The organism is Paracidovorax anthurii, from assembly GCF_003269065.1.
In the GTDB taxonomy this organism is placed as follows: domain Bacteria; phylum Pseudomonadota; class Gammaproteobacteria; order Burkholderiales; family Burkholderiaceae_C; genus Paracidovorax; species Paracidovorax anthurii.
This window is the reverse complement of the sequence record NZ_QLTA01000059.1, coordinates 16,903-34,904: the sequence shown is the minus strand read 5'-3', so window position 1 is coordinate 34,904 and position 18,002 is coordinate 16,903. Positions and strand designations below refer to the sequence as shown.

Genomic DNA, 18,002 nt, shown 5'->3' with positions numbered 1-18,002 from the left:
CTCCGACCGGGGCATCCAGTACTGCTCTGGCTACTACCAGGCCATCCACGATCGCCACGGGCTGACCTGCTCGATGACCGATGGCTACGATTGCTACCAGAACGCACTGGCCGAGCGGGTCAATGGCATTCTCAAAGGCGAGTTCCTGCTGTGCAGACCTGCCGATCTGGCGCAGGCCCGGCGCATGGTGAGCCAGTCAGTTCCCATCTACAACAACCAACGGCCTCATCTGTCGTTGAAAATGCAAACGCCCGATGCCGTGCATCGGGCGTCTCTGGCCGGCCAATGCCGGTCTGTTCAATGATCCAGGTGTCAACCTAGATCAGGACGGGTCAGCAGGGTGGCCGCATCCTGTTTCGGTGGCTTTTCCCCCTGTGGCGAGGGGGCGTGATGCACGGCCCATGCGGCGTGCACCCTGTTCGCCCTTCGGTGGCAAACCCTCATCAGGCGTGGTTGACGGTGCGTCCGATCTCGGGCCAGCGATGGTGGAGGTAAACCCAGGACACCGTGCCCACGGCCATCATGAGCAGCGAGGCGCAGGCCAGCAGCAGTGTGGAATGCATGACAAGCGGCGCGATCAGGCCTGCCACGATGCCGTTGGCCGTCGATCCGACGAAGGCCTGCAGCGAGGAGGCCATGCCCCGGCGTTCAGGGTGCAGATCGAGCACGAGCAGTGTCACCACAGGCACCATGAGGGCCCAGCCGAAGGCGAAAACCGCGATGGGCAGCAAGGCCCACGACACGTGCGCGGTGAAGAGGCTGTTGGCGGCCACGTTGAGGGCCGACATCAGGAACATGATCACGAAGCCGTGGCGGATCTGTCGCTTGGGCAGAATGCGGCCCGCCATTCGTCCGCTGAGCCACGCTCCGCCCATGATGCCGGAGATGGTGAGGAGAAAGAACCAGAAGAACTGCGTGGGGCCCAGGTGCAGATGTTCGCCCAGGAAGGCCGGTGCCGACAGCACGTAAAGGAACATGCCGTTGAATGGCACGCCGCTTGCCAGGGCCAGCAGCAGGAAGCGGGGGCTCGACCCGAGTTCCCAATAGCCGTGCAGCAGGTTGCGGGCCTGGAGGGGCTGGCGGTGCTGGGCGTGCAGGGTTTCGGGTAGCAGCCGGTAATTGGCGATCCACAGGGTGGCGCCGATGCCGGTGAGGAACCAGAACACGCTGTGCCAGCCTGCATGGACGAACAGCCACCCCCCCCACGATGGGGGCGATCGCGGGCGCCACGCCGAAGTAGATGGTGACCTGGCTCATCACCTGCTGGGCCTGCGCGGGCGGGAACATGTCGCGGATCACGGCACGCGACACCACGATGCCCGCTCCGGCGGAAAGGCCCTGCAGCGCCCGGAAGAACACGAGCTGCCCGATGCTGTGTGCCAGCGCGCAGCCTGCGGACGCCAGGGTGAAGACAGCGATGCCCCACAGCACCACCGGCCGGCGGCCGAAGCTGTCGGAGAGTGCGCCGTGGAAAAGCGTCATGAACGCGAAGCCGAACAGATAGGCCGACAGCGTCTGCTGCATTTGCACGGGCGTGGCGCCCAGCGCAGCCGCGATGCCCGAGAACGCGGGAATGTAGGTGTCGATGGAAAACGGCCCGAGCATGCCCAGCACGGCCAGCAGGATGGCAAGGGCCCAGCGCGGTGCGCGCCAGAGGTTATGGGCGTCTGGGTTCATGAAGGCGGGGGTGTGGTGGCGGTGGCTTGGCCGTGGGGCTGCATGCCGGGAGGCGGAGCCTCGCGCCATTATCGAGGATGCACCCGCAAGCTGCCATGCCGGCGGGTGCCTTGCCGCAGTTCAGCGCTTTGGCTCGCCATGCCCCATGTGCGCCGGCATGCTGGCGGCCGGGGCGGGGGATGCCGACGTGTTCACGGCGCGCACCGGTACCTGGATGTCCATCGTCTGGCGCTGGCCTGCCGGCGTTTCCAGGATCAGTTGCAGGGGCACGGTGTCACCGGCTTTCATGGCCTTGGGCAGGTCCATCAGCATGACGTGGTAGCCGCCCGGCTTGAGTTCGACGGACTGGCCCGCGGGCAGCTCGATGGCGGGCACCTGCCGCATTTTCATGACGTTGTCTTGCAGGCGCATCTCATGGATTTCCGCCACGGGCGCGGACGGAGAGGCCACGCCGACCAGGCGCATGTTCTGCGGGGCGGTGATTTTCATGAAGGCGCCGGTGGCTTTCTGCTGGGGCACCGTGGCCCGGATCCAGGCATCCTGCACGGTGACGGGTTGCCCATGTGCGGCGATGGACAGCACCGAGCCGGCGAGCAGGGATAAAAAGGAGGTGAGCAATTTCATGGAAGCATCCTGTGGAGCAATGCCGGCGCAGGCAGCCGGCCAGCATCGCGAAGGGAGAAGAGGCGAGAGCGTTTCAGGTCGCGGAGGTGCGACGGGGGCTTGCGTCATTCGCCACAGGAGGGCCGCGGGGAGGGAGTGCCGCGCCAGGAACGGGCAGAGGCCGGCTTCTGGTTTTCCAGGACGCTCTTGCCAGGGGCGCTCGTGGAATATGTGCTGTATCCGCGATGGCCACCGGGGGCGGCAGAGTGGAGGGCAGGCACAGGGGGCAGTCCAGCGCATGCGCCAGGTGGGCTGGCGCAAGATCGCCTGGCGCCAGGAAGGGCGCCGGCACTGGCTGCAGCGTGCCGTCCGCCGAGCAGATCCAGTCGAGCGGCAGACTTGCCGCCATCAAGGGGGACGCCACGGAGGCGCCGAGCGCCCACAGGAAGCCTGCGAGCACAAGGCGATGGAGGAGGGTGGCGGTTCGCAGGAGTTGCATGGGGCCTGCTGCGGATTATCGCTGCGCACCTGGGCGTGCCGGTGCCGAAGGGGGCGGGCCGCAGGGGCATGAAAAAAAGGCCCCCACGCTCCCCCGCTACGCGGGGTCGCAGCCCCCCAAGGGGCGTTTTTCATCTTGGGGCGGCCCGGCGATGAAAAAAGCCGATGCACTTGTGATGCATCGGCTTTTATGTGTGGTGGGTCCTGAGTGACTCGAACACTCGACCTACGGATTAAGAGTCCGCTGCTCTACCAACTGAGCTAAGAACCCACAAACTTTGAAATCTGTGCCTGCGTTGCAGCAGAGCCTCGAATTATGCACCAGTTTTCAGGCGCCTTGCAAGCCATGGTGAAAAAAGTGCGATTTCTCCAGGCCGCGGGACTCACAAAAGAAGGTGCTCGCCGGCGTTGTCGCCGCCCAGGATCACGTAGTTCACCTTGCGGATGTCCATGAGGCTCTTGCCGCCGGAATAGCTGATGGAGCTTTGCACGTCCTGCTCCATTTCCGCCAGGGTGTTGGCGAGGCGGCCCTTGATGGGCTCCAGGATCCGCTTGCTTTCCACATGCCGGTACTCCCCCTTGTTGAAGTCGCTGGCCGAGCCGTAATACTCCTTGAAGCGCTGGCCGTTCACCTCGGTGGTCTGTCCGGGGGATTCCTCGTGCCCCGCGAACAGCGAGCCGATCATCACCATCGTGGCGCCGAAGCGGATGCTCTTGGCGATGTCGCCATGGCTGCGGATGCCGCCATCGGCAATGATGGGCCGGGTCGCCACGCGCGCGCACCACTTGAGCGCGGAGAGTTGCCAGCCGCCCGTGCCGAACCCCGTCTTGAGCTGGGTGATGCAGACTTTTCCAGGCCCGATGCCGACCTTGGTGGCGTCGGCGCCCCAGCTCTCCAGGTCGATGACGGCCTCGGGCGTGCCGACGTTGCCGGCGATCACGAAGGATTGCGGCAGGTGGCGCTTGATGTGGGCGATCATGGCCTGGACGGTGTCCGCATGGCCGTGGGCGATGTCGATGGTGATGTACTCGGGGGCGAGGCCTTCGGCCGCGAGCCGGTCCACGGTGCCGTGGTCGTGCGGTTTCACGCCCAGCGAGATGGACGCGAAGCAGCCGGCCGCGTGCATGTCCCGCACGAACCGCGCGCAGTCCAGGTCGAAGCGGTGCATGACGTAGAAGTAACCGTTGGCCGCGAGCCAGCGGCAGATGTTCTCGTCCACCACGGTCCTCATGTTGGCGGGCACGGCCGGCAGGCGGAAGCTGCGCTGGCCGAGGCGGACGCTGGTGTCGCATTCGGACCGGCTCCCGACGCGGCATTTGCGCGGCAGGAGCAGGATCTGGTCGTAGTCGAAGATTTCCATGGCTTCCAGGCTCCATCCGGTGCCGTGCCGGAGGGATGTCCGGGCGCGGGGGGCGCTGGGCTTGCTGACATGGCCGGCTGGACTGCGCAAAGTGCCGGGGTTGGCCCTGCGCAGGCGCAAAAAAACCGGGCGGCAAGCAACTTGGGCCCGGTGCCCGATTTTACGCCCGCACGGGATGGCGCCGGTTCAGGGTTCGGGCGCGCAGCGGGATCGGGCGGCAGTGACGATGCGGCCCTGCGGGTCTTTGAGCCACCCGGCCACGAAGAGCCGCTCGGCCTGCACACCCTCGGGGATGCGCATGGGGCGGATTTCGCGGACCGGCGAGGCCGCGCGTGCGGTGCCCCGCACGTCCCATGGGCCCTGGAGCATGCCCCGGACCACGAACCGCTCCACTGGCGTCTGCTCGGTGCCGGCGGGGATGTGCTCCGCGAGCACGACCGTATAGCGGTAGGCGCCGGCGGGCATGCCCGCGCGCGGTCGCAGGGCGAGGGTCACGCCGACATAGTCGTTGACGGGCAGGCCGTGGGCGAGGCGCAGCCCGGGCGACCGGGGGCTGGCGGGCGCCGGTGCGGCCACATGGGTGTCCGTGCCCAGCGGGATGGGGCGGCCGAGCTGCCGCAGGCGTTCCCGGGCATCGGGTGTCGCGGCGGCGGACAGCGGCGCCTCGTCGCCGCGCTCGCCCGGGACGATCCAGTCCAGGACCAGCGCCGGTGGGGAGGGGACATGGCGGGGCCCTTCGCGCCAGCAGGCCTCGCATTCGGCAGAGATGAACCGCTCGTACAGCGCCGGGGGCGGCGGCACGCCGTCGCTGGCGCATGCGCCCTGGGCCGATGCCAGGGGCGCGAACATGGCGCAGGCCGAGAGCGCCGCCAGCAGCCGCGCGGGCGAAGGACGCACCCCCTGGCGGGCGGGGGCGGGGTGTGCGGTGCGGGGGCGGCGATGGAGCATGGTCGGAAGGGATGCGTGGCCGGTGGTTCCGCCATGTTCCCACATCGCCGCGGGGCGCGGGCGCAGCCTTCAGTCGGGCTTGATGTTGGCGCGGCGCACGACTTCGCCGTAGGCCACGAGGCGCTCGGACATCATTTTCTCGAAGGCCGCGGGGGTGAGCTCCTCGGGCGGGATGACCCCGCGCGCCTTGAGCTCCTCGACCATGGCGGGGGTCGTGGCCACGCCGCGGATGGCCTTGTGCAGCGCGGCCACGATGGGCTCCGGCGTGCCGGCCGGCGCTGCGATGCCCGTCCAGGAGGTCTGGTTGAGCGATGCCTGGCCCAGCTCGGCGAAGGTCGGCACGTCGGCCAGCAGGGGCAGGCGCGTGGGCGATGCCACCGCGAGGGCGCGCAGCTTGCCGGCCTGGATGTGGGGCAGGAAGATGAGCAGGTTGTCCAGGGTGAACTGGACCTCGTTGCTCAGCACGGCGGTGATGAGGGGCGAGCCGCCGCGATAGGGCACGTGCACGGCCTTCGTGCCGACGGCCATCTGCATCATCTCCACGTTGAGCTGGCCCATGCTGCCCGAGCCGGCGCTGCAGAAATTGAGATGGCCCGGGTGGGCCTTCAGGTAGGCGACGAATTCGCCGAAGGTCTTCGCGGGCACGCTCGGGTGGGTGACGAGCACGTTGGGCTGGCGGCCGAGGATGGCGATGTTCTCGAAGTCCTTGACGGGGTCGTAGCCGAGGTGGGGCTGCACGAGCGGATTGGCGAGGTGGCTGCTCTGCGACGACGCGACGAGCGTGTAGCCGTCCGCCTTGGAGCGGGCCACGAACTGGGTGCCGATGGAGCCGCCCGCGCCGGGCCGGTTGTCGATCACGATGGGCACGCCCAGCGCCTGGGACAGCGGCTCGGAGTATTGCCGTGCCATCGTGTCCACCGAGCCCCCGGGCGGGAAGGGGACGACGAGCGTGATGGGGCGCGAGGGGTATTTCTCGGCGTTGGCCCGGGCCGGAAGGCCCGCGAGGCCCAGGCCGGCGCCGATGCCCGAGGCAAGGAGCTGGCGGCGGCCCAGCCGGGCGGCGGGCGGGGTGCGGTGGTGGTGGGACATGGATCGGAGGAAGTGAGGGAAAGTGAAGCCGTGCGGAGGACGGCGGTGTCTGCGCGGACCGCGCGCCGTCAGCCCAGCGCGATCAGCGTGAGGGCCAGGGCCTGCGCACGCGGCACGAAGGTGGAGAGGTCGCAGAACTCGCGCTCGCTGTGCGCGTAGCCGCCCACGGGGCCGAGCGCGCACAGCGTGGGAATGCCCATGGACGAGGTGATGCCGCTGTCGGCCGCGCCGCCGGTGAATTCGCCCTCCACCGCGAACCCCGCCTGCGCGGCGCTGCGCTGGTAGGTCTGCAGCAGGCCGGCGGGCGTCGGGGCCATCGGCAGCGTGCCGGTCTGGGCGGTGACGCGGCCGCTGGTGCGGGGCAGGGACTCCTCCTGCACGATGGCGTGGACGCGGGCCAGCAGCGTCTCCAGGTCGCTCTGGGCCGTGTAGCGCAGATCCACGTGCGCGCGGGCCTGGGGGGCCACCACGTTGGAGGCCATGCCGCCCTGCACCACGCCCACGTTGACGGTGACGCCCGGCTCGCAGCCGTTGAGCGCGTGCAGGGCCAGGATCTTGCGGGCCAGGGCCTCGATGGCGCTCGCGCCCTGCGCGGGGTTGACGCCGGCATGGGCGGCCACGCCCTGCACCTCGAAGTCGATGCGGTAGGAGCCCTTGCGCTCGGTGACCACGTTGCCGCTGATGCGGCCAGGCTCGGCGTTGAGCACGGCACGCGCGCCGCGCGAGATCTCGCGGATCGCCGTGCGGCAGGCGGGGGAGCCCACTTCCTCGTCGCAGGTGAAGAACAGGTGCACGGGCGATGCGTTGCCGCCGAAGCGCGCCAGGGCCTCGGCCACGAACACGTTCATCACCAGGCCCGATTTCATGTCGGCCACGCCCGGGCCGAAGGCCTTGGCGCCTTCCACGCGCCAGGGGCGCTCGGCCGCGGTGCCCAGGGGGAAGACCGTGTCCATGTGGCCCATGAGCTGCAGGTGGCCCGTGGCCGCCGGATCGCTGCCGGGGACGCGGGCGAGCAGGCATTCGCCCCAGCCGGGCTGCGGCGTGGTCTCGACGGCGATGCCCGCGGATTCCAGGCGGGCGCGCAGCAGGGCGGCCACGCGCTGCACGCCCTCGACGTGGCCGCTGCCGCTGTCGGTGTTCACGATCCGGCCCAGCAGGTCGCGCATGGCCTCTTCCTGCGAGGCGAGCCAGTCCAGCAGCGGGCGGGCGGTTTCCGGGGCATTGGGGGTAGCGGCTTCGGTGTGCATGGGGGTGAGATAAAAATTTCATTAATCATAGTTTTTTGAAAAATTTATTGCAATCTGATAGGGCAGCGCCGGGTGCTATCGGGCTTTCCGCACCCCAGGGGAGTGGCGCTTTTGCGGGCTTTTCGGCCGAACGGCGCGGGGGGCGTGCGCCCTTGCTGCGGCAGGGCCCCGCACGGCCGGGGAAGCAGTGCGGCGGGAAGGGCTTTCTACAATGGAGGGATGCTTCCCCAAGACCTGTTTTCCGGCGCGCCAGCGCCTGCCGGCGTTGGTGCATTCGGCGCGGCCGATGCCGGCCCGTCCCCCGCGCAGAACGCTTCCCGTTCTCCCCTGTTGCAGAACCTCAACGACGAGCAACTGGCGGCGGTGACGTTGCCGGCCGGCCACGCCCTGATCCTGGCCGGCGCGGGCTCGGGCAAGACCCGCGTGCTCACCACGCGCATCGCGTGGCTGTTGCAGAACGGCTACGCCACGCCCGGCGGCATCCTGGCCGTCACCTTCACCAACAAGGCGGCCAAGGAGATGACGGCACGCCTCTCGACCATGCTGCCGGTGAATGTGCGCGGCATGTGGATCGGCACCTTCCACGGCCTGTGCAACCGGCTGCTGCGCGCGCACCACAAGGCGGCGGGCCTGCCGGCCACCTTCCAGATCCTGGACACGCAGGACCAGCTCTCGGCCGTCAAGCGCCTGTGCAAGCAGTTCAACATCGACGAGGAGCGCTTCCCGCCCAAGCAGATGGCCTACTTCATCAGCGGCTGCAAGGAAGAGGGCCTGCGCCCCGGCGACGTGGAGGTGCGCGATGCCGACGGGCGCAAGAAGGTGGAGCTCTACCAGCTCTACGAGGAGCAGTGCCAGCGCGAGGGCGTGGTGGATTTCGGCGAGCTGATGCTGCGCAGCTACGAGCTGCTGCGGGACAACGACCCGATCCGCGCGCACTACCAGCGGCGCTTCCAGCACATCCTGGTCGATGAGTTCCAGGACACGAACAAGCTGCAGTACGCCTGGCTCAAGCAACTCGCGGGCGACGTGGAGGGTGGGCGCCTGGCCACGCAGGGCAGCGTGCTGGCCGTGGGCGACGACGACCAGAGCATCTATGCCTTCCGCGGCGCGCGCGTGGGCAACATGCAGGATTTCGTGCGCGAGTTCGAGGTGCGCCACCAGATCAAGCTGGAGCAGAACTACCGCAGCTACAGCAACATCCTCGATTCGGCCAATGCGCTCATCAGCCACAACAGCCGCCGCCTGGGCAAGAACCTGCGCACCACGCAGGGGCCGGGCGAGCCGGTGCGCGTGTACGAGGCCGCCACCGACCTGGCCGAGGCGCAGTGGATGGTGGACGAGATCCGCCAGCTCGCGAGGAGCGACGGCTTCGAGCGCCGCGAGATCGCGGTGCTCTACCGCAGCAACGCGCAGAGCCGCGTGATCGAGTCGGCCCTCTTCAATGCCGCCGTGCCGTACCGCGTGTATGGCGGCCTGCGCTTTTTCGAGCGCGCCGAAATCAAGCATGCGCTGGCCTACCTGCGCCTGCTGGAGAACCCGCACGACGACACCAGCTTCCTGCGCGTGGTGAATTTCCCGCCCCGGGGCATCGGCGCGCGCACGGTCGAGGTGCTGCAGGACGCGGCCCGCGCCGCGGGCTGCTCGCTGCACGATGGCGTCACCGCCGTGCCGGGCAAGGCGGGCGCGAACCTGGGCGCGTTCGTGGCCCTGGTGGATGTGATGCGCGAGCAGACCCAGGGCCAGACGCTGCGCGGCATCATCGCCCAGATGCTCGAATCGAGCGGGCTGGTGGAGCACTACCGCGCCGAGAAGGAAGGCGCCGACCGCATCGAGAACCTGGACGAACTCATCAACGCGGCCGAGAGCTTCGTCACGCAGGAGGGCTTCGGCCGCGATGCCGTGGCGCTGCCGCTGGACGAGCAGGGCCGCCGGCTCGCGCAGAGCCCCGCCAGCCAGGGGCTGGACCCGTCGCGCCCCGTGACCGACGAGCCGCTGCCGGGCGGCGTGGATGCCGACACCGGCGAAACCCTCTCGCCGCTGGCGGCCTTCCTCACGCACGCGGCGCTGGAGGCGGGCGACAACCAGGCCCAGGCCGGCCAGGATGCCGTGCAGCTCATGACGGTGCATGCCTCCAAGGGGCTGGAGTTCGATGCCGTGTTCATCGGTGGCATGGAGGAAGGCCTGTTCCCGCACGAGAACGCGATGAGCGACCGCGAGGGGCTGGAGGAGGAGCGCCGGCTGATGTACGTGGCGATCACGCGCGCCCGCAAGCGCCTCTACCTGAGCCATTCGCAGACGCGCCTGCTGCACGGGCAGACGCGCTACAACGTCAAGAGCCGGTTCTTCGACGAGCTGCCCGAGGCGGCGCTGAAGTGGATCACGCCCAAGCAGCCGGGGTTCGGCAGCTTTGCTCCTAATTCTGGAGCGAAGAATCCATATGGAACGCCGACACGGAGCGGGTTTGGCTTCAAGTCCGAGAGTTTCGCCAGCCCCCCGGTGCCCGTGCAGAAGGCGCCGCCCGCGCACGGCCTGCGCGTGGGGCTGGGGGTGTTCCACACCAAGTTCGGCGAGGGCAAGGTGCTGGCGCTGGAGGGCTCGGGCGACGACGCGCGTGCGCAGGTGAACTTTCCCCGCCACGGCACCAAGTGGCTGGCGCTGTCGGTGGCCAAGCTCACGGTGGTGGAGTGAGCCGGAGGGCGGCCGTGCGCCCAGCCCTCCCTTCGCTCCCTGGGACGGCCCGCCCATAGATCCGCCGGCACCCGGGGCGCCGGCGCGCGCTCAGCGCCGGGCCAGCACCCAGTGGTTGTCGATGCGCGCCCCGGCCAGTTCCGCGCCGTGGGGGTGGGGCCGGGGATCGGCGGCGCGCGCGTCCTCCAGGCTGTGCTCCAGGCCGGCCGCCCACAGCGAGCGGTCCTGCACGGCCAGCGCGCAGACTTCCGGCAGCGGCACCAGCCCTTGCCATTCGCCCTGGGCGGAGAAGGTGGCGATGCCCTGCGCGCGCGGGCAGCTCACGGCCCAGCCCCGGGGCGTGGCGGCGATGCTGCCGCCGTAGCCGTGCAGGCTGGATTCGAGGGGCCGGGGCGATGACGCCACGCGCAGGGCCTGTCCGTCGAACAGGGCCAGCACGGGGGCCGTGTCCTTGGTGGCGGCGGTGTCGTGCTCGGCCTGCAGGGCGATGCCGAGCACCGTGCCCGAGGGGGCCCACGCCAGGTGCCGCAGGCTCAGGCGCCGGTCGTCCAGCCGCCATTGGCCCAGCAGCTCCCCGGTCTGGCCGTGGAGCCGGGCGATCGAGGAGTCCATGGTGTCCAGCGCGCGCTTGACGCGGCCGGTCTCGGGCGCGGTGGGCACGCCGCCGTTGGCCACCAGCAGGGTCGGGGCGCCGCCCGAGGGCGTGCGCCGGTCCCAGATCAGCTCGTGCGCGTCGATGCCGTGGGTGGGCCACTCCTGCCGCGTTTCGAGGCGGGCCGCGTCGCGCTGCGCGACGAAGCTGCGGCCGGTGTCGGCGTCGGTCTCGGTGCTGTAGAGCGTGCGCCCGTCCGGGTGGGCGATCACGTGGCCGTTGAACGAGCGACCGCCGTCCGTCCAGTGCCACACCGGCTCGCGCGCCTCGCCGGGCCACCAGCGCAGCAGCCAGTCGCCGGGCCGGCGCGCGGCGGCGACGATGCTGCCGTCGGGCAGGGCGCACAGGCCGTGGGCGCGCGTGGGGATTTCCAGGGCGTGCACGGTGCGCAGGGGCGCGCCCTGGCCGGGCCGGGCTTCGAGCACGCCGATGCGATAGCCGCCATCGCCCTGCTGCCACGCGGCGGCCAGCCGCAGCGGCTGCGCCGGCGAGGCGGCCCGGGCGCCGCACAGCGGCACCGCGAGGCCCAGGCCCGCGGCGATCCGCAGGGCATCGCGCCGGGAGAGGGGTGGGTAGGGGGGGAGCGGCGTTGCCATGGGTTCAGTCACCATCGGCGTCGGAGAAGCCGATACTCACCTGCAGGGCCGGCGCCACCTCGGCCTCGGCCAGGCGCTTGAGCGTGGCAAGGTCCCGCGAGGCCTGCCGTACCTGTGCCGCGCCCTTGTCCGGCCCGGCCTTTTCCACCGCGGCCATGGCGGCGTCGATGCGCAGGGCCGTGGCGCGCAGCTGGTCGGCCAGGGGGTTCAGGCCCCGGCCGCGCAGATAGGTCTCCAGCGGCACCAGGCCCTGGCCCGGGGCCGCGAGGGGCGTGCCTTCTGCCTGCACGGTCAGGCCGCGCAGGGTGTGCCATTCGGCCATCCAGGCGGCGGCGGTGAGGCCGCTCGCGGCGCGCGGGTAGTCGGGCGCGCGCGTGCCCTGGGCGGCGCGCAGGGGTTTCTCCATGTGCGCCCAGCGCAGGCGCTCGATGCCGCCCACCCACTGGTTGATGAATTCGCCCATGGCCTGGGTGGACCGCTCCTGCTGGTCCTCGGCGCCCCAGTCGGTGGTGGCGGCTTCGGCGAAGGCCGCCTGCAGGGCCTGGGCCTCGCGCTCCACGTCCAGGGCCACCTCGACCGCATAGGCGCAGGCGGGGCCGCGCGGCGCGGCGGGCTGGGTCCAGAGCAGCCATTCGAGCGCGGGCAGGCCCTTGGCGGGCGTGCCGATGCGCTCGAACGCCTTGGCGCCCTGGGGCTGGGCCTTGATGGCGCGCTCGATGAGCTGCGGGCGGGCGGGGGCGAAGTCGATCTGCCGCTGCGTGCGCCGCGCGATGACCGGGCCGACTGCGACGGCGCCCAGGCGCTCCCAGGCCAGCATGGCCGCGCGCCACGCGTCGCGGGCCGGCTCCAGCGCGGCATCGCCGGGGGCCGGCGCCTCGCACAGCGTGCGCAGCGCGGGCGGCAGCGCCTGGGCGGCGGCGGCGAACTCGCGCGCGCGGGGCAGGGCCCAGTGGGCATAGAGGCTCTGCAGCGCGTGGGTGGTGTCGTAGAACGGCACGGCGTCGTGCTGCCAGGCCGGCAGCGGCGCGGCCGGGGCCGCGGCGGCAGGGCGGGCCTGGGCCTGGGCATGCGCGGGCAGGGCGCCCGCCGCCAGCGAAAGCGCCGCCAGCGCCGCGAGGCCCGCCAGGGCGCGGGAGGCCCGGAGCGGGCGGGCGAGGGGGGATTGCGGGAGGTGGTGTGTCATAGCGATTCGACGAATTTCACGAGTGCGTCGCGGTCGGCCTTGTCCATCCTGAGCACGTTCTGCCTGGCGTCTTCGGCCTCGCCGCCGTGCCAGAGGATGGCCTCCAGCACGCCGCGCGCGCGGCCGTCGTGCAGCAGGCGGGTGTGGCCGTTCACGTCCTGGATCAGGCCGGTGCCCCAGAGCGGCGGCGTCTTCCATTGGCGGCCGTTGGCCTGGAAGTCCGGTCGGCCGTCGGCCAGCCCTTCGCCCATGTCGTGCAGCAGCATGTCGGTGTAGGGCCAGATGCGCTGGCCGGACAGCGCCTTGCTGGTGAGGCGCGGGAACGGGCCTTCCTTGGTGACGTAGCTCGGGCGGTGGCAGGCGGCGCACTGGGCCTGGGCGAAGAGGGCCTGGCCGCGCAGCACGGCGGCGTCGTTCACGTCGCGGCGCGCGGGCGGCGCGAGCACCGCCTGGTAGAAGACCACGTCGCCCAGGGTCTTGTCGTCGATCTCCACCCCGGGCTGGCCCTGGCGGTCCGCGCTCTTGCCGCTGGGCGCGGCGAGGCAGTCCTTCTGCGCGGGCGTGCAGGTTTCCTGGGCGAAATGGCGCGAGGTGATGCCCATGTCGCCCAGGAAGGCGCCGCCGCTCTGGTGGGCGATGGTGGCCACGTTGGCCTTCCATCCGAAGCGGCCGAGCATCATGCGGCCCGAGGGGGCGTCCCAGACGCGGTTGGGCGTGCCCTTGATGGGGCCGGGCGCGGCGGCCTGGTCGGCCGCGTTGGCGAGGATGTCGGCCTCGTCGATGGCCTCCAGCAGGCCCACGCCGATGATCTGCGGCGCGATGCGCGGGCTCACCATCACCTCGGGGTGCATGGGGCCGTAGCCCAGGTCGGCGAAGCCGTAGCGGGGCTTGAGCAGGGTGTAGGGCGTGCCGTCGGCGAAGCGCCCTTCGATGGTGTCGTAGCGCAGGGTGACGCGCCCCTCCGGCTTCACGCCGGTGATGGCGGCGTTGTTGAACTGGTCGCCGTACACCGGATCGTGGCGGGGGCCGCCGTGCGCGTCGGTGCCGGGGATGGACAGGCGGATGAGCAGCGAGACCGTGGGGTCCCGGGTCTCGCCCAGGCGGTTGAAGATCTCGGGCGGCTCGCCCCGGCCGTCCTGCACGTGGCAGCCGCCGCACGAGCGCGCGATGAAGTGCGGGCCCAGGCCGTCGCGCGCCTTGGTGGAGGCGGGCGCCTCCACCCAGTTGCGCTTGAAGAACGAGTTGCCGATGACGAAGCGCGTGCGCTCGGCATCGTCGAGGTTGGCCGCGGGGAACGAGAAGGCGTTGCGGCCGGTGGCATACACGGTGGTGTTGCCGCCGGTCTTCTCGCCCAGGGGATCGGAGGGCGCGTCGGCCACCACCAGGCCGGTGGCGGCGAGGACCCCGGCGCTGGCCGCCGCCAGGCGCAGGGCGCCCCGGCGGGTGAAAGCTGGCAGGAAGGGCATGGGGGATGCGGGCAAGGCCGGGGCGGTCAGGGTTGCACGAGGGTCAGCTTGGTGATGCCGATGGCGTTGGCGGCCTCCACCAGGTCCTTGCTCTGCTGCGTGAGGCTGTCGATGGCCTTCTGGATGCGCTGGCGGCCCGGCGCATCGCTGCCGCCGATGATCTCGCGGTCGAACGGCGCCTGGATGCCCTCGGTGGCGGCCAGCGAGGCAGCGATCTGCCGGCTGGTCCTGTCGGCCAGCGCCGCGTCCTTGGCGGCCACGAGGTCGCGCAGCGACGGCCCCTGCAGCACGCTGCCGTCGGCGCGCTTGTACCGGCCGAGCCACACGTTCTGGATGCCCAGCGCGTTGGTCACCGCGTCGCGGTGGGTGTTGTCGGAGAAGCAGGAGTGCTCGTCCTCCTGGTCCTGGCTGTTGAGCGCCACCTCCAGCCGCTCGCCCGCCAGTTCGCCGCGCGACAGCGAGCCCAGGCCCACCAGTATCTTGCGCACCGACTCCGTGCCGCCGCGCGCGAACTTGGCGCGGTAGTTGTTCTTGGCCTTGGGGTCCCAGGATTTGGAGAGGAAGGCGAGGTCGTCGATGAGCAGGTCGGTGACCACGTTCAGGTACTGGCGGCGGCGGTCGGCATTGGGGGCCTTGCCGTCCACGAAGTCCTCGAAGTTGCGGTCGCCGGGGCCGGTCTCGGAGAGGTCCTGGCCCCACAGCAGGAATTCGATGGCGTGCCAGCCGGTGGCGACGTTCTCCTCGCCGCCGCGCTCGTTCTGCGCCGCGAGGTTCTTCTTGGTGATGGCGAACTTGCGGTTGTTGATCAGGCCCGCGTTCGGCTTGCCTTCCACGCTGTCCACATAGGACTCGTCCATGGGCCAGGCGTTGATCTGGCCCTCGGGGCCCTTGTCGTCGTCGATGGGGCCGCCGTAGAAGCGGAAGGCCTCGGTCTGGCCGTAGAACTCGCGCGCGGCCAGCCAGGTCTTGCGGGCCTCGGCGAGCGTCTCCACCGAGGGCTTGGCGGTGAAGGCCTGGATGGCCGTGCGCATCGTGCGCGCGGCGGCCAGGGTGTCCTCGTAGTTCGCGTGCACCAGCGCGGCATAGTGCGCCGCCACGGTGGCGGGCGTGGCGGCGGCGGTCGCCGCGGAGGCGGTGGCGCCAGCCGCGCCGCCCTGCGGACCTTGTGCCCGAGCCACCCCCGTGGCGCCAAGCGCGGCGATGGCCAGCAGGCCGGCGAGGACGGTGGTTTTGAACGGGGCGGTGGTCATGGCATCTCCTGGTGGTGAACGATGAGAGAAAAGGCGCCGATGGCGGCCCGGCGCCCGCGTGCCCGGGGGCAGCGCGGCGTGGACGCGATGGTGGACGGCGCGGGATGTGGAGCCGGGGCGCAATGGATGGCCCCGGTCGCCCGGCGGCGTGCGGCGGGGCGGGTCCCTCCCGACCCGCGTCCACCGCGCACGGCGATGAGCGAGGGCATTATAAGAATGAGATTAATTATCATCTCCGGCCGGACGGTCTTTCGACCCGGTGCGGCCGACGTGGCCCCCCGCGAGGCCTGCCGATGCAGAGTTGGTTGCTATTATAAAAATAGCAAATTGTGCAGCAGGGACACCGACATGGAGCCTGTTTTTCCTGCAATGCCGGCTGTGCCAGGCGCACGGCGGCCCTGGCGCGCGCCGCCAGGAAAAAGGGCCTCCACGCTTCCTCGCGGCCCCCGAGGGGGCGCTTTCTTGTGGGGCGGCCCGGCCATGAAAAATGGCCCCCACGCTTCCCCGCTACGCGGGGGCGCTGCCCCCCAAGGGGACGTTTTTCATCTTGGGGCGGCCCGGCCATGAAAAAAGCGAGGCATGCGCCTCGCCGTGCGGCCCCGCCGGAGGGGGCGGGGGCCTGGGCGGGCTCCTCCGGGGAGGTCGCCCGCTCGCCTGGGGGATGTCAGGCGCTGAGCTTCATCTGCTGCGGGGTGCCGGTCAGGTAGCCCACGGCGGAGCCGAACTTGTCCTTGTAGTTGGCGCGCAGCAGCGGGTCGAGCGTGTCCTTCACCTTGGCATGGATGCTGCCCCAGTCGCCGGCGTGCTGGAAGTTGCTCATGATGTAGGTGAAGCCGTTGATCTCGTCCACCGCATGCAGGCCCGTGGATTCACCGCCCGCCGGCACCGACATGACGCGCGCGAGCTGCTTCGTGTCCACGTTGTAGGCCCACAGGAAGTTGTTCACGTGCTGGCTGCTGTCCTCGCCGATGAAGAGCGTCCGCAGCTTCTCGGAGAACTTCAGGTTGTCCGGGTTGGCGATGTTGTCGGGGTTGGCGGTGTTGCCCAGCGCGTCGGCGGCGATGTCCTGGCCGGCCAGCAGGGCCTTGGTGTCCACGGGCATCCAGTCGCTGTTGATGGCGTTGCCCTGGGTGTCCTTCTGGCCGCCGCGCAGGTTGAGGGCCATCACGGCGCCGGCGACGAGCTGCTTGGGCACCGAGATGCCGTTGCCCGGCACGTTGGCGGCATTGCCCGCCACCATCGAGGTCTGCACGTTCTGCAGTGCCGAGTAGGCGATCTTGTCCTTGGCGTTGACCGTGGTGCCTTCCATCTTGGTGAAGCCCATGCTGGCGCCGACGAAGGCGGCGTAGCGGTGCGTCTCCAGGAAGGCGGCGGCCTTCTCCATGCCGGCGTTGATCTTGATCCACTCGGTCTTGCCGTTGGCGACGATCTTCGTGTAGCTCGTGTCCTGCGGGTCGGTGCTGGTCACGGTCATGATGTCCGTGGGCTTGAGCGTGCTGGCGAGCCGTTCGATCTCGGCGCTGGTGGCCGAGCCCAGCTTGATCCAGGTGAGCGGGGCGGCCGAATTGGCGGCCGGGTCGATCGAGAAGCCGGCGCCCACCTTGGCGGCGTACAGCGTGCCGGAGGACAGGTCCTTCTCCTTGTCGGCCACGAAGACGAAATAGGCGCTGTTGGTGGCGTCGTCGCCCATCAGCGCGGTGCGCTGGTCGGGCATCACCTGCACCAGCTCATGGGAGATGCGGCCCATGCAGAAGTGCTTCTTGATGGAGGCCGTGCCGTCGGCGTTCACGGTCACCTCGGGCATGTGGCCGTAGTGGTAGGGGTTGGCGGCCGTCTCGCTGCCGTAGAGGTTCTTGCTGTAGGCCTTGAACTGCGCGCTGGAGGCGGCGGTGAAGGCATCGGGCTCGTACTCCTCGCTGGAGAGGTGCGTGCCCCAGGGCGAGAGGCTCGCGCCGCAGGTGATCCACAGGCCGTGCACCTTGGAGGTGTCCACGTTGAAGTACTTCACCAGCGCGAGCTTGCCGGTGGAGGGGTCCTGGTCGAGCGTGAGCACGGCGATGGGCGAGGGCAGCTTGCCGTACATGTCGGTCTTGCCGTCCTGGGCCCAGGTGGTGTATTCGAACTGCACCACGGCGAACACGGTGTTGCCCTTCACGCCGTCCACCTTCGCGTTGGGCACGGTCAGCAGCGAGGTGCCGTCGGGCGAGTCGGAGAAGAACTGGCGCTCCTTGCCGGCCACGGTGGTGTCGATGATGGGCTGGTTGTTGATGTCCACGTAGCCGCCGGCCAGGATGGTGCCGCCGCTGCCGTTGGAGACGCGGTCGCCGGTGATGAAGAACGGCTGGTAGGCGAGCTGGTAGCTCTGGACCGCGTTGTTGCTGAACTTCACGTTCAGGGTCGAGCCGACGGTGGTCGTGGCCATCGCGGCGGGGTTGGCGAGCGAGGGGGCCGACATCGGGCTGAAGCTGGCCGAGACGAAGCTGGCGGTATCGCTGCCGCCACCGCAGGCGGCCAGCAGGGATGCGGACGCGCTGGCCCCCAGGGGCAGCAGCGGCACGCCGGCCAGGAGTTGCAGGGCCTTGCGGCGGGAGGGCATCGGGGTGTGGGACATCGTGGTTCCGGGTGTGTCGGTCTGCGGTGTGGCCGCCGCGGCGCGGATCCGCTGCTGCGGACGCGGGCGCGGGCCTCTCGGGCGGGGAGGCCGCGGAATCCGGGCCTGCCTCCGTCCGGAATGCTAGGAATAC

At 70.3% G+C, this 18,002-nt stretch carries 12 protein-coding genes, 1 tRNA gene and 1 pseudogene; 2 read left to right on the top strand and 12 right to left on the bottom strand.

Annotated features, from left to right (window positions below):
• Positions 1-304 (top strand): integrase core domain-containing protein (locus AX018_RS21160; protein WP_146749386.1); only part of this gene is annotated, 304 nt, incomplete at its 5' end.
• 139 nt (positions 305-443) lie between these two features.
• Here AX018_RS21160 and AX018_RS21155 read toward each other — a convergent pair.
• The 7 genes and pseudogenes from AX018_RS21155 to AX018_RS21125 all read right to left on the bottom strand — a co-directional run bounded on the left by AX018_RS21155 (position 444) and on the right by AX018_RS21125 (position 7,423).
• Positions 444-1,677: pseudogene (locus AX018_RS21155) on the bottom strand (multidrug effflux MFS transporter).
• A gap of 120 nt (positions 1,678-1,797) precedes the next feature.
• A complete protein-coding gene (locus AX018_RS21150) occupies positions 1,798-2,301 on the bottom strand; it encodes a copper chaperone PCu(A)C (protein ID WP_111881504.1) in 504 nt (167 codons plus the stop codon).
• A 672-nt stretch (positions 2,302-2,973) separates the two neighbouring features.
• Positions 2,974-3,049, bottom strand: a tRNA-Lys gene (locus tag AX018_RS21145).
• A gap of 112 nt (positions 3,050-3,161) precedes the next feature.
• The gene (locus tag AX018_RS21140; RefSeq protein ID WP_111881502.1) at positions 3,162-4,139 is read right to left on the bottom strand and encodes a GMP reductase; all 978 of its coding nucleotides are present in this window, start codon (positions 4,137-4,139) and stop codon (positions 3,162-3,164) included.
• Between the two features lie 186 nt (positions 4,140-4,325).
• Positions 4,326-5,087 carry a hypothetical protein gene (locus tag AX018_RS21135; RefSeq protein WP_245951752.1) on the bottom strand — a complete coding sequence of 254 codons (762 nt, stop codon included), beginning with the start codon at positions 5,085-5,087 and terminating at the stop codon, positions 4,326-4,328.
• A 69-nt stretch (positions 5,088-5,156) separates the two neighbouring features.
• Positions 5,157-6,176 carry a Bug family tripartite tricarboxylate transporter substrate binding protein gene (locus AX018_RS21130; protein WP_111881500.1) on the bottom strand — a complete coding sequence of 340 codons (1,020 nt, stop codon included), beginning with the start codon at positions 6,174-6,176 and terminating at the stop codon, positions 5,157-5,159.
• 68 nt (positions 6,177-6,244) lie between these two features.
• Positions 6,245-7,423, bottom strand: coding sequence for a M20 family metallopeptidase (locus tag AX018_RS21125; RefSeq protein ID WP_111881497.1), 1,179 nt, complete (start codon positions 7,421-7,423; stop codon positions 6,245-6,247).
• 219 nt (positions 7,424-7,642) lie between these two features.
• Between AX018_RS21125 and AX018_RS21120 the strand changes: the two genes are divergently transcribed.
• Positions 7,643-10,111, top strand: coding sequence for a UvrD-helicase domain-containing protein (locus tag AX018_RS21120; RefSeq protein WP_111881494.1), 2,469 nt, complete (start codon positions 7,643-7,645; stop codon positions 10,109-10,111).
• A gap of 90 nt (positions 10,112-10,201) precedes the next feature.
• Here the strand turns inward: AX018_RS21120 and AX018_RS21115 are convergent, their stop codons facing one another.
• The 5 genes from AX018_RS21115 to AX018_RS21095 form a co-directional block, all read right to left on the bottom strand.
• Positions 10,202-11,359 (bottom strand): DUF1513 domain-containing protein, encoded by a 1,158-nt coding sequence (locus AX018_RS21115; protein ID WP_211322497.1) that lies wholly within the window; start codon positions 11,357-11,359, stop codon positions 10,202-10,204.
• Positions 11,360-11,363: 4 nt separating this feature from the next.
• Positions 11,364-12,542 carry an imelysin family protein gene (locus AX018_RS21110; RefSeq protein ID WP_111881492.1) on the bottom strand — a complete coding sequence of 393 codons (1,179 nt, stop codon included), beginning with the start codon at positions 12,540-12,542 and terminating at the stop codon, positions 11,364-11,366.
• Positions 12,539-14,008, bottom strand: a complete 1,470-nt coding sequence (locus AX018_RS21105) for a di-heme oxidoreductase family protein (protein ID WP_111881489.1) — start codon at positions 14,006-14,008, stop codon at positions 12,539-12,541. Before AX018_RS21105 ends, AX018_RS21110 begins: the two co-directional genes overlap by 4 nt.
• A 26-nt stretch (positions 14,009-14,034) precedes the next feature.
• Positions 14,035-15,258, bottom strand: coding sequence for an imelysin family protein (locus AX018_RS21100; protein WP_111881487.1), 1,224 nt, complete (start codon positions 15,256-15,258; stop codon positions 14,035-14,037).
• Positions 15,259-15,922: 664 nt separating this feature from the next.
• Positions 15,923-17,869, bottom strand: coding sequence for a PhoX family protein (locus tag AX018_RS21095; RefSeq protein ID WP_111881484.1), 1,947 nt, complete (start codon positions 17,867-17,869; stop codon positions 15,923-15,925).
• Positions 17,870-18,002 lie beyond the last annotated feature (133 nt).